12 protein-coding genes are annotated in these 14,524 nt (G+C 56.7%); 7 read left to right on the top strand and 5 right to left on the bottom strand.

What is annotated here, in order from left to right; genetic code table 11:
- Positions 1-44 precede the first annotated feature (44 nt).
- Positions 45-1,433: a dipeptidase gene (locus ACR0IU_RS05250; protein WP_480715496.1), complete on the top strand. Its 1,389-nt coding sequence runs from the start codon at positions 45-47 to the stop codon at positions 1,431-1,433.
- Between the two features lie 135 nt (positions 1,434-1,568).
- Here the strand turns inward: ACR0IU_RS05250 and lpdA are convergent, their stop codons facing one another.
- The gene (gene lpdA / locus ACR0IU_RS05245) at positions 1,569-2,963 is read right to left on the bottom strand and encodes a dihydrolipoyl dehydrogenase (protein ID WP_480715495.1); all 1,395 of its coding nucleotides are present in this window, start codon (positions 2,961-2,963) and stop codon (positions 1,569-1,571) included.
- A 213-nt stretch (positions 2,964-3,176) separates the two neighbouring features.
- Between lpdA and ACR0IU_RS05240 the strand changes: the two genes are divergently transcribed.
- Entirely contained in the window at positions 3,177-3,608 is a 432-nt protein-coding gene (locus ACR0IU_RS05240) for a hypothetical protein (protein ID WP_480715494.1), read from the top strand.
- Here the strand turns inward: ACR0IU_RS05240 and ACR0IU_RS05235 are convergent.
- The 4 genes from ACR0IU_RS05235 to ACR0IU_RS05220 all read right to left on the bottom strand — a co-directional run bounded on the left by ACR0IU_RS05235 (position 3,605) and on the right by ACR0IU_RS05220 (position 10,145).
- On the bottom strand, positions 3,605-4,183 hold the full coding sequence (locus ACR0IU_RS05235) for a DUF924 family protein (protein WP_480715493.1): 579 nt from the start codon (positions 4,181-4,183) through the stop codon (positions 3,605-3,607). The two genes, ACR0IU_RS05240 and ACR0IU_RS05235, sit on opposite strands and share 4 nt — an antisense overlap.
- Positions 4,184-4,275: 92 nt before the next feature.
- Positions 4,276-5,562, bottom strand: coding sequence for an MFS transporter (locus tag ACR0IU_RS05230; protein ID WP_170472195.1), 1,287 nt, complete (start codon positions 5,560-5,562; stop codon positions 4,276-4,278).
- A 105-nt stretch (positions 5,563-5,667) separates the two neighbouring features.
- Positions 5,668-6,714: a tRNA preQ1(34) S-adenosylmethionine ribosyltransferase-isomerase QueA gene (gene queA, locus ACR0IU_RS05225; RefSeq protein ID WP_480715631.1), complete on the bottom strand. Its 1,047-nt coding sequence runs from the start codon at positions 6,712-6,714 to the stop codon at positions 5,668-5,670.
- Between the two features lie 44 nt (positions 6,715-6,758).
- Positions 6,759-10,145: a YhdP family protein gene (locus ACR0IU_RS05220; protein WP_480715492.1), complete on the bottom strand. Its 3,387-nt coding sequence runs from the start codon at positions 10,143-10,145 to the stop codon at positions 6,759-6,761.
- A 68-nt stretch (positions 10,146-10,213) separates the two neighbouring features.
- On the opposite strand from ACR0IU_RS05220, the gene ACR0IU_RS05215 reads away from it, so the two are divergent.
- The 5 genes from ACR0IU_RS05215 to ACR0IU_RS05195 all read left to right on the top strand — a co-directional run bounded on the left by ACR0IU_RS05215 (position 10,214) and on the right by ACR0IU_RS05195 (position 14,472).
- A complete protein-coding gene (locus tag ACR0IU_RS05215) occupies positions 10,214-10,675 on the top strand; it encodes a peroxiredoxin family protein (RefSeq protein ID WP_170773220.1) in 462 nt (153 codons plus the stop codon).
- An 85-nt stretch (positions 10,676-10,760) separates the two neighbouring features.
- Entirely contained in the window at positions 10,761-11,579 is an 819-nt protein-coding gene (locus tag ACR0IU_RS05210) for a ferritin-like domain-containing protein (protein ID WP_480715630.1), read from the top strand.
- A gap of 178 nt (positions 11,580-11,757) precedes the next feature.
- Positions 11,758-13,083, top strand: coding sequence for a DUF5930 domain-containing protein (locus ACR0IU_RS05205; protein WP_480715629.1), 1,326 nt, complete (start codon positions 11,758-11,760; stop codon positions 13,081-13,083).
- Positions 13,073-13,573, top strand: a complete 501-nt coding sequence (locus tag ACR0IU_RS05200) for a polymer-forming cytoskeletal protein (RefSeq protein WP_170585092.1) — start codon at positions 13,073-13,075, stop codon at positions 13,571-13,573. Before ACR0IU_RS05205 ends, ACR0IU_RS05200 begins: the two co-directional genes overlap by 11 nt.
- A 119-nt stretch (positions 13,574-13,692) precedes the next feature.
- Positions 13,693-14,472 (top strand): HalD/BesD family halogenase, encoded by a 780-nt coding sequence (locus ACR0IU_RS05195; RefSeq protein ID WP_480715491.1) that lies wholly within the window; start codon positions 13,693-13,695, stop codon positions 14,470-14,472.
- Positions 14,473-14,524: the final 52 nt, after the last annotated feature.

The raw sequence follows: 14,524 nt of genomic DNA, 5'->3' as shown, positions 1-14,524 counted from the left end.
GCTGCTAGGCTCTGCGCCAAATCCAGACCTTTCAGGAGAGACCCATGTCGCTTGACGCTGTACTGAGCCGGATCGATACCGATCTGACAACCTCTATCGATCGCCTGATGGAGTTCCTGCGAATCCCCTCTATTTCCACTGATCCAGCGTTCAAGGAGAACGTCGACAAAGCCGCAGACTGGTTGGTCAATGATTTGAAAAGCATCGGCATCAGCGCTGAAAAGCGAGAAACCCCTGGCCATCCTATGGTTGTTGGTCATGTCGGTGAAGGCAACGAAGGTCCTCATGTTCTGTTCTATGGCCATTATGACGTACAACCGGTTGACCCGCTGGAACTGTGGAACCGCGACCCCTTCGATCCAGCATTGGAAGACACCGCACATGGTCAAGTGATCCGCGGTCGAGGGTCTTCCGATGACAAGGGTCAGTTAATGACCTTTGTAGAAGCTTGCCGCGCCTGGAAAGCGGTTCACGGCTCCCTGCCCTGCCGCATTACCTTTTTCTTTGAGGGCGAGGAAGAATCCGGATCGCCATCTCTGGTTCCGTTTCTCGAAGCAAATAAAGCCGAGCTTCAAGCCGATCTGGCTTTGGTCTGTGACACCTCGATGGTCTCGCGAGGTGTCCCGTCAATCGCGTCGCAACTGCGCGGCATGCTTAAGGATGAATTCACCATCATCGGCCCCCGCATCGACCTGCATTCAGGCCATTATGGCGGACCCGGCCTGAACCCGCTGCGAGAGCTATCGCGCATCGTTGCCTCATTCTACGACGAAGACACCGGTCGCGTGGCGGTCGACGGCTTCTACGAAGGCGTGCACGAAGTCCCAGCCGAGCAACTGCGCCAATGGCAGAATTGTGGCTTCGACGAAGCGGAATACCTGAACTCTGTTGGCTACTCCGAACCACACGGCGAAAAGGGGTATTCGACGCTCGAACAACAATGGGCGCGGCCGACGCTGGAAGTGAACGGCTTGTGGGGAGGCTACAACGGCGCTGGCTCCAAAACCGTGATCCCGTCCGAGGCGCATTGCAAGATTACCTGCCGTCTGGTTGGCGATATGGATCCAGATGCGTTGCGCAATCGAATCCGCAAACATGTCGAAGATCGCTTGTCATCGGATGCCAAAGTAGTATGGGATAACGACCTTGAGGGCTCGCCCGCCTCGGTCATGAACCTCAATCGCCCCGAATTCGAAGCCGCGCGCGGCGCGCTTTCGGATGAATGGGACCGCGAGGCCGTCTTCACTGGCATGGGCGGCTCGATCCCTGTCGTTGGTTATTTCAATTCGGTGTTGGGCTTGGATTCCATGCTGGTCGGCTATGCTAATGACGACGACGCCATTCACTCACCGAACGAGAAATACGACGTCAAAAGTTTCCACAAGGGCATCCGCTCGTGGGCGCGCATTCTGGACGCTTTGACCAGGAAATAAGAATGGTATTTTGCGAGGCTCTGCCTCGCGCTCCGGGATATTTCCAGCCAGATGAAGTACGGATACCCTGCTTCATCTGGCGATAACTATCTCGGAGAGTCGCGGCATACCTCGACGGGGGCTGAGCCCCCATCCTTACATGTGGATCACGCGTCCATAGGCATCCAGCACGCTTTCATGCATCATTTCCGACAGCGTTGGGTGCGGGAAGACAGTGTTCATCAGATCTTCTTCGGTGGTCTCCAACTGGCGGCCCACCACATAGCCCTGGATCAACTCGGTCACTTCAGCACCAATCATGTGCGCGCCCAGCAGTTCACCGGTTTTGGCATCAAACACGGTTTTGATCAGCCCTTCAGGCTCACCCAGTGCGATGGCCTTGCCATTGCCAATGAACGGGAACCGGCCGACCTTAATGTCGTACCCCAACTCTTTGGCCTTGGCTTCGCTGTATCCGACCGAGGCGACTTGAGGCTGACAATAGGTACAGCCAGCGATGCTTTCGGGTTTGACCGGATGTGCGTGCTTACCAGCAATAAGCTCAGCGACCATAACGCCTTCGTGGCTCGCCTTGTGCGCAAGCCACGGCGCGCCAGCGATATCGCCAATCGCATAAAGTCCTTCAAACCCGGTACGGCAGAATTCATCCGTCACAACATGGGTGCGGTCAATCTTTACGCCCAGAGCCTCAAGCCCGAGGTTCTCAACATTGCCGACAATACCGACCGCCGAAATCACAGTGTCAAAGTCGTGCTTCTCGACCTTACCTTTCACCTCGATATGCGCGGTTACTTTGCCCTTGGCGCGGTCCAGTTGCTTGACCATTGCTTTTTCCATGATGGTCATGCCTTGCTTGGTGAAGGCCTTTTTTGCAAACGCGCTGATCTCAGCATCTTCGACCGGCAGAACGCGATCCATGACTTCGACAACAGTCGTGTCTGCTCCCAGCGTGTTGTAGAAACTGGCGAATTCGATTCCGATCGCGCCCGAACCGATAACGAGCAATTTCTTGGGCATCCGCGGCGGCTGCAGCGCGTGTTTGTAGGTCCAGACCAGATCGCCATCAGCCTCGAGCCCCGGCAGTTCACGCGCACGGGCGCCAGTGGCCAGAACGATGTTCTTCGCTGTCAGCTCCTCGGTGCCTTTGTCAGTTTTCACGCTGACCTTGCCTTTGGCCGGAATGGTCGCTTCTCCCATCACAACGGCCACTTTGTTTTTCTTCAACAGGTGACCGATGCCGCCGGAAAGCTGCGCCGCAACCCCGCGCGAGCGTTTGACCACGGCGTCCAGATCGTAACCGACCTTGTCAGCTTTCAGGCCAAAATCCTTGGCACGCTCCATCAGATGGAACACTTCCGATGACCGCAACAGCGCCTTTGTGGGGATACAGCCCCAATTCAGGCAGATGCCGCCCAAATGCTCGCGTTCAACGACAGCGGTCTTAAGGCCCAATTGTGCCGCGCGAATAGCGGCCACATAGCCACCGGGGCCAGCCCCGATTACGATCAGATCATAGGATTTTGCAGCCATGTTTCCCTCTCGGCACAGATCGGTTCAAAAACTAGTTTACCGTTAAACTATTTTTTCCAACGCATCAACATAACTTCCCGCGACATATGTGACGCAGGGTAATTTCGCCATTATCAAGCTGAATTCAGCCTATACCCGTGCCGCCGCAAAGGCTAGAACGGAGACTTCGGAACCATTTGTTTTTGATATCCACCATATTTCGAAAGGCGAAACATGGCCAAAACCCTCAAGGACTTATTACTGGCTTTTTTGAACGCGACATTGATATTGCTGGCCTTATGCCTCTTCCTGGGGTGGAAACTTTTGCAATCTGCAGACCAAATTCGGACCGGATTTGCTGAGAACTTGCAAGCAGTGGCGCCATTGCGCGAACAGGCGCAAGGCATTCGAGTAGAGCTGACAGAGCTGCGCAGCGATCTTGCCTCATTTGGCCAGAGAGCGCAGCTAGATGCAACCATGCGCCAACAGCTGAGCGCCACACTGCAACGCTTGAACAGTTTGGAGGGGGAACTTGAAAACACCCAATCTCGCTTGGCGAACCTTGTCGAACGTCCGGAAGACCTGATCAACTATGCGATCACGACTTCCGCAGACAACATCACCAACCGGATCTTGATCATCAAGGGTTGCGAGCCCGCGACCTAGGTCGCGGCCTGCAATTCACGCACTGTTGATCCGTAGCCACCATTGCTCACATATGCGGCTTCGTGATCAGTAGTCGCCCTTTCCAGTGCATCGTTGCGATATGGGAAACGGCCGAATTTTCGGATCACCTCGCGATGCGCGCGCGCATGCAGCAGATTGCTGTCGCCACTTTCGGGCATCCGCTCAAGCATCATGCGTACACAACGTTCCTGATCGCACAAATTTTCCGAGTGCATCATTGGCAGATAGAAGAACTGCCGCGCGGGTTCATCGATCTTTAGATCCCAGCCCTTATCGACCGCGCATTTTGCTGCCGCCAGTGCCGCCCTATCGGATGCAAAGGCTTGCTTGCTGCCCCGGAACATATTGCGAGGCAACTGATCCAAAAGGATAATGTAAGCCAGCGTCCCGCTGGGATAGGTCAGCCAGAGCGAAAACTTGCCTTCACACGCTGCTTTCCAGGTTGAAAGGAATTTGTCTCGGATCCGCGCATCCAGCGCTTCATCCTGTAGGTACCACCCCTCGGGGCCGACCTCATCTAACCAAAAACTCAATACTTCTTCAGGACCTACCATTGCCCTAGACTCCGTAATTGTCCTCCCCAGGACGTAACGTCATTAAAATCACTTTTACAGATTTGTGACAGTAACATATTGCAACACTAAAGTCACAATTCCGGCGCACGGGCGGGTTCTTGCGCATCTTGCTCATCTTGCGCTGCTTCAATAGCAACCTCTTGGGCGACTTCCAGCGCAACAGGTGACGAAGTTGGATAGATCGGAGCAATCGCGCCCGTTTCATCCACCGGCGTGTAGACTCGCTGGGTCATCCGATAGGCGGCGTAGGCGGCCATGGCAAACATCAGCGTAGCGATAAACAGAAAGAAACCCTTTGGCCCGACAACGCCTGTGCCCATCAGCCAGCCGGTAATAATTGGCCCGGCGATAGCTCCAAGGCCATTGATGAATACCAGCCCGCCCGAGGCCGCCGACATATCATCATACTCCAGATAATCGTTGGTATAAGCTATCAGCAGGGAATAGAGCGGGCTTGTCATGCCGCCAATAAAGAAGGCCGCAACAAGAAGCATCGTGAATGTTACACCCAGCACCATGCCAATAACGGCACCAACCCCGCCAACTGCCGAGACCAGTATAATCAATACGCGACGGTCCATCCGGTCGGACATCCAGCCCAGTGGAAACTGAAGCAATACCGCTCCAATATAGAACACCGCCACGAAGATCGAAATTTCAACCAGACTCAGACCTACTTGCGCACCATAAACGGCACTCATCCCGAATTGGGCAGAGAAAATCCCGCCCAACAAGAACATGCCAACGCAGCCCAGCGGTGATGTTTCCATCAACTGGCGCAGGGTCATCGGCTTGGTGGTGTCAAACGCAGGCGTAGGAGAGATCGACAACAAAATGGGTGCAAACGAGATCGAAACCAGAATCGACGCGATGACAAAGGTTTCATACCCGGCTGGGTCACCAACCAGCAGCAGGGCCTGAGCGCTGACCACACCCGCCATCTGCACGATCATATAAAGCGAAAGGGCCTGTCCTCGGTTCTCGTTGTTTGCGGCGTTGTTCAGCCAGCTCTCAGCGGTCACATACACACCCGAGAAACAGAATCCGATCACGACCCGGCCCAGCGACCAGGCAATGGGATCGGCAAGCATCGGATACATGATCATGACGGCCGAAATAAACGAAGCCAGTGCTGCGAATACGCGCACATGACCGACGCGACGGATCATTTCGGGCGCCAAACGCGAACCGCCGAGAAATCCAACAAAATAGGCGGACATTACAAATGACATTTCGAGGGTCGAAAACCCCTCAATCTCGCCACGCACGCCCAGCAGAGTGCCCTGCAGGCCGTTGCCGACCATCAGCAATCCCATACCCAGAAGAAGCGCCCAAGCGCTGGAAAGAACCTGAAGCATTCTGCCAACCCAAATTGCTGATTTGTTTTGTTCGCTTTGCGATCAAATACTATCCGCGTCGCGCCTGTCTACGACATTGTTGCGGCGCGGATGAAACAGATGCGACTAGGGGATCAAAAGAGATGCGTCGCCGTAGGAGAAAAAGCGATATTCATCCGCGATGGCGTGATCATAAATTGTTTTGACCCGTTCCTGTCCCATCAACGCGGAAACCAGCATTAACAGTGTGGATTTCGGCAGATGAAAGTTAGTCATCAGCGCATCAGTGACGTGAAACTGAAATCCGGGGTAAATGAATATGTCGGTCTCACCTTCCCACGGTTCGATCTGCCCTGAACGTGCAGCACTTTCGATCAGACGTAAGGCCGTCGTGCCCACAGGAATGATCCGCCCACCCGCTGCTTTGGTCGCGGCGATATCGGCTGCGGCCTGCGCGCTGACACGGCCCCATTCAGCATGCATTTTGTGGGTCGCCACGTCCTCGACCTTAACTGGCAGAAAGGTGCCCGCACCCACATGCAAAGTGACATGGGTAAACTCGACACCACGTGCTGAAAGCGCCCGCAGCAACGCACCGTCGAAATGCAGCGACGCTGTCGGGGCTGCGACAGCACCAGAGTTCCGCGCCCATACAGTTTGATAATCGGTCTTGTCCTGTTCGTCCGCCGCACGTTTCGCCGCAATATAGGGCGGCAATGGCATCGCACCAGCCTGCTCCAAGGCTTGGTCGAAATCCTCTCCGGTCAGGTTGAAACGCAGAAAGGCCTGGCCATCGGCAACCCGATCCAGGGTCGCACTTAAGTCATCTGAAAACACGATTTCTTCGCCGGGTTTGACCTTCTTTAACGGTTTGATCAGTGCAGCCCAGCAGCCGTCGGATTGCGGGTCCAGCAGCGTCGCTTCGATCGCTGCGGACACAGGCCCCTGTGCGCTGCTGCGATGGCGGCGGCCATTCAGGCGTGCCGGGATGACGCGTGTGTCGTTCAAGACCAGCCGGTCCCCAGGGAGCAATATGTCCGGCAGATCGTGGACACGCTGATCTCGAATGGTATCCCGCTGCGCAAGTAGCAGGCGTGCCGATGAGCGCGGGCTGGCAGGCCGCGTCGCAATCAGGTGTTCGGGCAGATGGAAATCAAAATCGCTGAGTTTCATGGCCGCGCCATACATCGGCCCAACAGATTCGGCCACCGCTCAGATCAGCGGTCCTCGCCGCGTGATTGCACAGCCGGATGGGGTTGGTCCGATCGGTCAGGCGTTGCATTTGGGCCATCCGAGACAGTCGGCGCGGGCTCGCGCAACAAGTTTCGCAGGAACAACGGGGCCAGCCCGGACAGCGGATTGACAGAAACCTTTGGATCGCTCAGTGGGCCGGTCAGGGTATAGTTGAAGGCGAAAATCCCCTCGCCCTTCTTCGACAGAACACTGCCAATCGCATTAACCAGATAAATTGGCGAGATCGCGCCGCGCAGGTTCAGCATTTGAGTCACCGTATCAATGGTGCCCTCGAATGAAAGTCCCATAGATGGCCCCACGGCGCTGCCACTTAAAACCTTCACTTCGGTCGGGGTGATGCGCATTTTGCTATCGATGGCTGCAAAGAATATGCCCTGTCCCGCCATCTCGTCCAACAGCCCCACCAGACTGATCGCGTTCAACAAGGCCGCCATCGCCGGAGCGTCGGTGATCCGTGTATTCTTGATTTTCAGGTCAACGTCGTAGTTTCCGGGCTCGGCAATCGGGTCGAGTTGCAATTGCATGGACCCGCCACGCGCCTGCGTCAGAACACCAGCCGAACGCAGAACCGCACCCGCATCTTCGGAAGTCAGCCCAACCGCCGTTCGATTATCGCGCGGCGTCACCTGGCCTTTGATCCGCGCGCCACCGTTGACCTGAGCTGCGAATCCACCCGTCAACCCGCCTGTGGTTTGAAACGAGCCGGTTAACCCGGTCAATGCCACCGTTTCGGTTACCTGTAATCGATCCAAGGTGACGTCGAGCTTCGGCCCAGGTCCAGCTGCGCCTCCTCCGCTGCTACCCCCTTCACCCAAAGTCGATTTACCCAAATTAAGCACGCCGCCCAACACGCGGATGTCCGGTAACGCCGTCCCTCGCCCGATCAGTTCCGCAGGAACAGCCAACCAGTTGCCCAATTCAAATGAGCTGAAGCGCACGCGGTCAAACTCACCATCTCTGAAAGAGATCGTGGCTGATGTTCGCAGCCCCGCCGCCTCGATACGCAGCTCATCGACGTTGAGTTGCGCGCCTAGTGTCGCTTCGGCTGTTAAGGTGCCGCTGCTGTTTGCCCCTTTCCTCCACCCCAACTCGGGGATGGCCAGAGCCACCCCCACCAGGTCAGAGTTTGCGTTCAGAAGTGGCGGTTCACCTGCGCCGATACCCAGTGAAAAGTCGGCGACCCCCTGTCCGGTTAGCATCCCTTTAGGTAAACCGGCATTTATCTGTTCCATCAGGCGCGGAGAGATTTCAATTTGCCCTGTCAGCTCGCTACGTTGCGCGGTGTCGCCGCCGATGGGCTGTCGCCAGGTTGCATTAACTGGTACGACACCAAACAAGCCCTCGCCCGAAATGGCGACCTGCGTTTGATCCCCCGTCAGATCGAGTTGGTTGGCACTGACTTCAAACCCCGGCACCAGCCTGTCACTGTCCAGATCGACCAGTTCGCCCAAAAAATGGAATCGTGTGTCTTCAAGCTTCAAGCCCTTGATCATGGGCAACGACAACGTGCCCGAAAGACTGACCTGACCTTCTGCCAGCTCTATGGGAAGATTGGCCTTGGTCAATAATTGCAGCGGTGGCCGATCCAATAAAGACAGGGCAGCCGTCACGCTACCCTTGGCCTGCACGCGGGCGATCCCGGGCGTGGATTTCTTGATACGGGTGTCTGGAATGATAAACGAAGTGCCCGAAGCATCAACCGCCCCGCCCTCGTCCGCGATTACGATCCCCTTCTGCGCCGAGACCGTAAACCGCCCGTTTAGCAGGCTGGCCTGCCCTTGTGCATCCTGAATGGGCGGAAGCGTCTTGGCGAACCGGACCTTGGTTTCTTCGAACTCAAAATCGGCATAGATGTCGGGTTTTTCTCCTGGCCGCAGACGCAGAGCGAAATCCAGATCCGACATTTCGCCCTGATACAGGTTTTCAGTGACCCAGAGACGTGGTTTCGGCGCAAGACGTTCTGGCCAGTATTTCAACAATTGATCAGAGCTCATCTGGTCGATCTGCGCGTCAATCTCGGCAACCCAACCTTCGGACAGACCGGCCAATGACCCGCTCAGGCGCGCGCGATGTTCACCATCTTCAATTGACATCTGGCCCAACTGCAGCCTGAACGGGGCCAGTTTCATCTGAAAGTCCACCTCGGCCTGCGAAAGGTTCAGCGGTTCAGGGAACAGATCCACGGGATTAATCTCAATCCCGCTCAAACGGAACTGCCCTGACATGCTCTCCAAGCCGCCGGCTTTGACCCCCTTCAGGAAGGTCATTCCATCCGCCTGCACTGTTCCCCAAGCGGAATTGATCGAGACCTCATTAAAGTCCAGCGCCTGCAGCTTTGGATCGTATGTAAAATAGGTTCTCGCCGATTCAAACTTGATCGGTGTTGTTTCTGGTGTCGGCTGCACCGCACCCGCACCGAGGTTCAGTGTGGCAAAGACCGGGCCCAGCGCGCCTTCGGGGTCCACGCTACCACGCAAAGCACCAGAGATGGGCGTGCGCAACACCTGCATCCATGCAAGAGCTGGGCTGTGTCCGCCAATATCTTCGGAAGGCAGATCGGTGATCGAAATGCCAAACTGTGCGGCAGGGCTGCCAAGCGAACTGGTATAATTGGCCTCGATCGTGCTTACGTAGTCCCGCCCGGCAAGTACCGAAAAGCTGGTGGCAAGTCGAACCTCACGCGCGCTGCGGGTCGCCTGAATGCGCCCACCATCCAGCACCCAGGACCGGCCCAGCCGCAGATCCTGATAGTCCAGCGTAATTGCATCCAGTTCAACTGAGGTCAGGGCTGACAAGACAGGGGCCTGGAACACCTCGTCCGAGGCCTCGATCAGCTGCGCCAGATTCGGAGCTTGCCCGACCGGCGCACTGCCCGCACCCACCGTCAGAGAAAGGGCTCCGTCCACACCCCTTGTCAAAGCGATCTGCGCGCCTTGCAGGATGATCCGCTTGGGCCGCACATGACCGCGCAGCAGCGGGCGCATAGAAAGGCTGGCCCGCAGGTCGGACACTTCGGCGATCTGACGACCGTCAGCGTCATTGATGCGGACATCGGTCAAACGCAATCGAGGACGCCAGCCTTCATGAATGATAAAGCTGACATCGCCGAACCGCACTTTGACGCCGCCCAGCGCCTGATCTAACCGAGTTTCAACCCGATCACGTAGCCAATCCGGCGCGTGCATGCGCTGCCCCACCACCATGAAGCCTGTGACCAGTGCCAGAAGAACAAGAATGAAGACACCGCGCAGTGTCCACAAGCCAGCAGTCCGTCGACGCGACCGACGTCGGGGCTTTTTAACCGAACCGGCGTCATCCTGCTGTTCTTGCTGGACCAATTTACGTCCCACGCCTTTCAACCTGCACACGGAGCCCTATGATATGCGGCAACCGTTAATTTCTCAGCCGGAGTTTGAATATGCCCGAAGTCTCAGACATCGCACCCGACTTTACTCTGCCCCGCGATGGCGGCGGCGAGGTGTCCCTGTCGGAACAACGTGGCCGTGCCGTCGTTCTATTTTTCTACCCCCGCGATGATACGCCGGGCTGCACTAAGGAATCCATCGGTTTCTCGGAACAACTGCAAGCCTTTGCGGATGCGGGTGCTAACGTTTTCGGCATCTCGCGCGACACCTTGGCAAAGCACGACAAATTCGTCGCAAAGCACGGCCTGACCACGCCACTTTTGTCCGACGAGGGTCAGACCGTGTGCGAGGATTATGGCGTTTGGGTCGAAAAGAACATGTATGGGCGGAAATCGATGGGCATTGAACGTTCAACCTTTCTGATCGATGCCGAGGGCAAAATAGCCCGTATCTGGCGCAAGGTGAAAGTGCCGGGCCATGTGGACGAAGTGCTTGAGGCTGCGCGCGCACTCTGACCCTCTCGACCCGCGCGGGCATCAAGGGTATGACCCGCGCGGACTGCAGCGTAAGGGGGCAAGCGTGTCAAAAACACTGACCGAAATGGCGACTGAGGTTTTGACCACATCGGTCGGACGCGAGAAAACCGCCCTGTCCAAACAATACGCCGCTGCCTGGTTTACATCCCGGCAGGGCGACGCGCCCAAGATCGAAGTAGGCACCGCTAAGCCACCGCTTTACCCCGCGCGGCCTGAAAAGCCCGAACTGTTGTCGCCTCGGGATGTACCGCGCCGCAGGCCCGGGTCCGAGGCGGGCCGCATCGCGCTGTTGCACGCCGTCGCGCATATAGAGTTGAACGCGGTGGACCTGCATTGGGATATCATCGCGCGCTTTGGCCATGTGCCGATGCCCATCGGGTTCTACGATGATTGGGTGAAATGCGCCGAAGAAGAATCACGCCATTTCGAGATGGTTTGCGACTGCCTCGAACAGATGGGCAGCCACTATGGCGCCCTGCCCGCCCATGCAGGCATGTGGCGCGCAGCCGAGGACACAGCCGAGGACCTGATGGGCCGCCTTGCCGTGGTCCCGATGGTTCTTGAGGCGCGCGGGCTGGATGTGACCCCTGGCATGATAGACATCTTCCGCAAGGCAAAGGCTGATGACGCCGTTGCTGCGCTTGAAGTGATTTATGCCGAAGAGGTCGGCCATGTCGCCTATGGTTCGAAATGGTTCCACTTCCTGTGTGGGCGCGAGAATGCAGACCCCAAAGACGTGTTCCACGCCCTCGTGCGTCGCTATTTCCACGGAGCGCTGAAACCACCCTTCAACGAAGAGAAGCGCGCCGAAGCCGGGCTGCCCCCTGATTTCTATTGGCCCCTGACCGAAGACCTACCACCACCCGGAGTTGTATCAGACTGACAGCAAACGCCTGCTATCGGCAAATTCCCGCCGATCACGTGCGGTAAAACTCCGTTCATTGCGCTCGATTGGTTAACAAACTTGCCCGAATGCCCCGACCCCTTTATGCAATCGCGTCAAGGAGCGGCTACTCACTCACGACCGGCTCCGAGATATGGGGACAATTGAGGTAGGACGCGTGCGGACACGTCTGGCAATTAAACTACACTCACTGCTTGAGCGGCACTTTCCAGAGCGCCGGGTTTTTCTGAAATCTGACAATGATACACGGTTTATCCGGCTAAGTTCGGAGACCCAGATTGCCGCCGTCGCTGGTGTCGGGGTAATGGTCGCCTGGACCGCCATTGCCACGTCGATCCTGCTGATGGACAGTATTGGGTCTGGCAATTTCCGGGAACAAGCCAAGCGCGATCAAGCAACCTATCAAGAGCGCCTGAATATCCTGTCGGATGAACGTGATACGCGCGCTGCCGAGGCTTTGGCCGCCCATGACAGGTTCAACGCGGCGCTGGAACAGATTTCGGTCATGCAGTCCGAGTTGCTGGAATCCGAGAACCGCCGCCGCGAGCTGGAGACCGGCATCGAGGTTATCCAGACCACACTGCGCGCCACGATGAAACAGCGTGAAGACGCCCGAATTGAATTGGCCGAACTGCAACAAAGCGCCGGTGGGGATTCTGCGTATATGGCGGCATCGGCCAATCCCGCGCAAATGGCATTCATGACAGACGCTCTGGCTAGGACCGCTGCACAGCGCGACCAGATTGCAGCTGACGCACAAGGCGCGCTGCATCAGCGCGATGAGCTAGAACTTGAAATTCGTCTGATGCAGGAACGCAGCGACGAGATTTTCCGCCAGTTGGAAGAGGCCATGGTGATCTCGGTCGAACCCCTCGACAAGATGTTCCGCAACGCGGGCATGCCCACAGATCGTATCCTCGACGAGGTTCGTCGCGGATATAGCGGTATGGGCGGTCCGCTGACCCCTTTATCCCTTAGTACGCGCGGTGAGGAACTGACCCCCGACCAGATCCGCGCAAATATCCTGCTGGAACAGATGGACCAGCTGAACCTCTATCGCATCGCTGCCGAAAAGGCCCCCTTCGCCAGCCCGGTGCGTGCAGCGGTTCGTTTCACCAGCGGCTACGGTACGCGGCGCGACCCAAAAACCGGCGGTCGCCGCATGCATAATGGCGCTGATTTTGCCGGCCCCTCGGGCACCGATATCTTCGCGACTGCTGATGGTGTTGTCACTCATGCAGGCTGGCAATCGGGTTTCGGACGGCTGGTTAAGATCAAGCACGCCTTTGGGATTGAGACACTTTACGCTCATAACACCAAGGTACGCGTAAAGGTTGGTCAAAGGGTCTCGCGCGGGGATCATATTGCTGATATGGGTAGCACCGGACGGTCGACCGGCACACACTTGCACTACGAGGTCCGTGTGAACGGAAAACCTGTTAACCCAATGACTTATATCAAGGCTGCGAGAAATGTTTTCTAAGAGCAAAATCAACGAACCCGGATCGAAAGAGACTGAGGCAGCAAAACCAGCCGCACCGGCCACTCCGGCGGCTCCTGCACCGGCTGAAACCAAGGCGAGCACCCCGCCCAAGCCAAAGCCGCCCGCATCGGTCCTGTCCTCGGATCTTCACATCACCGGAAACCTGAAAACCTCGGGCGATATCCAGGTTGAAGGCACCGTAGAAGGTGACATCCGCGCCCATCTGCTGACCATCGGCGAAACTGCCACCATCAAGGGTGAAGTTACTGCCGATGACGTCGTCGTCAACGGCCGCATCGTGGGCCGCGTACGTGGCCTGAAGGTCCGCCTGACCTCGACCGCACGAGTCGAAGGCGACATCATCCACAAGACCATCGCGATCGAAAGCGGCGCCCATTTTGAGGGTTCCGTACAGCGTCAGGACGACCCGCTGAACCCAGGCCGTAGTGGCAAATCGGGTGCCAATCCGGCTGCGGAAGTCAAACAGTAAGACTAACACTTCTGTCCAACAGAAACGCCGCGATCCTGTTCGCGGCGTTTTTTGTTTCTTGGGTACTGAGAAAGTTCTACACCAATTGGGAACAATGCACTCAATGGCATGGAGGTCCAATGGAACTGGCCGATATTGTTGATCTCACCACCTACCCGATCGAGGACCCTGGCTTTCGCGCAACGCTCAGACAGAGCTATCAGCGTGACGGTGTGCTGGAGATGCCGGGTTTCATTACCGAGAGCGCGATATCCTCCATTCGGGCAGATGGCCTGGCAAACAAAGATAAGGTATATGCCAAGACCGAGAAGCACACGGTCTACCTCAGCCCGAAGGACCCCGCCTATAACCCGGAACACCCGCGCAACCGGCTGGTGACCTCGTCAAAGGGTTGCTTGACCGATGATCAGATTCCCGAGACTTCTGCCCTTCGTGCGCTATACGATTCCGATGCATTCCGCGCCTTTCTGTGCGACGTGCTGGAAGAAGAAGCCCTGTTTGAATACGCCGATCCATTGTCGTCAATAAATCTACATTTTGCCGAACAAGGGCAAGAGCTGGGATGGCATTTTGACAATTCCTCTTTCGCGATCACGCTGATGGTTCAACCGCCTGAACAGGGCGGTTCCTTTGAGTATGTCCGTGATGTGCGCGATGCAGATGCCGGTGAAATGAGCTTTGACGCGGTTGGCGACATCCTTGATGGCCGTACCCAAGTTAATCAGCTATACGCCGAGGCTGGAACTTTGGTGTTTTTTCGTGGCCGGAACTCGATCCACCGGGTTGCCCCAAACGAGGGCGAACAAACCCGCATCCTTGCGGTGCTTGCCTATAACACCGAACCCGGCATTTCTTTGTCAGAAAGCGCACGCCAAACGTTCTACGGACGCACCGGATAGTTTTTAGGCGCTGAAGAAAAGCCTGAAAAATTCTCCGTAGACGTTAGTTTCA

Source organism: Ruegeria sp. CL5 (genome assembly GCF_056536485.1).
This window is presented reverse-complemented; position numbering and strand designations above follow the sequence as displayed.

Bases quoted from the DNA above. Each gene is read 5' to 3' on its own strand.
- queA (WP_480715631.1), bottom strand. From the start codon at position 6,714: ATGAAACTCAGCGATTTTGATTTCCATCTGCCCGAACACCTGATTGCG.
- ACR0IU_RS05230 (WP_170472195.1), bottom strand. From the start codon at position 5,562: ATGCTTCAGGTTCTTTCCAGCGCTTGGGCGCTTCTTCTGGGTATGGGA.
- ACR0IU_RS05195 (WP_480715491.1), top strand. From the start codon at position 13,693: ATGGAACTGGCCGATATTGTTGATCTCACCACCTACCCGATCGAGGAC.
- ACR0IU_RS05250 (WP_480715496.1), top strand. From the start codon at position 45: ATGTCGCTTGACGCTGTACTGAGCCGGATCGATACCGATCTGACAACC.
- ACR0IU_RS05235 (WP_480715493.1), bottom strand. From the start codon at position 4,183: ATGGTAGGTCCTGAAGAAGTATTGAGTTTTTGGTTAGATGAGGTCGGC.
- ACR0IU_RS05215 (WP_170773220.1), top strand. From the start codon at position 10,214: ATGCCCGAAGTCTCAGACATCGCACCCGACTTTACTCTGCCCCGCGAT.
- ACR0IU_RS05210 (WP_480715630.1), top strand. From the start codon at position 10,761: ATGGCGACTGAGGTTTTGACCACATCGGTCGGACGCGAGAAAACCGCC.
- ACR0IU_RS05240 (WP_480715494.1), top strand. From the start codon at position 3,177: ATGGCCAAAACCCTCAAGGACTTATTACTGGCTTTTTTGAACGCGACA.
- ACR0IU_RS05200 (WP_170585092.1), top strand. From the start codon at position 13,073: ATGTTTTCTAAGAGCAAAATCAACGAACCCGGATCGAAAGAGACTGAG.
- lpdA (WP_480715495.1), bottom strand. From the start codon at position 2,963: ATGGCTGCAAAATCCTATGATCTGATCGTAATCGGGGCTGGCCCCGGT.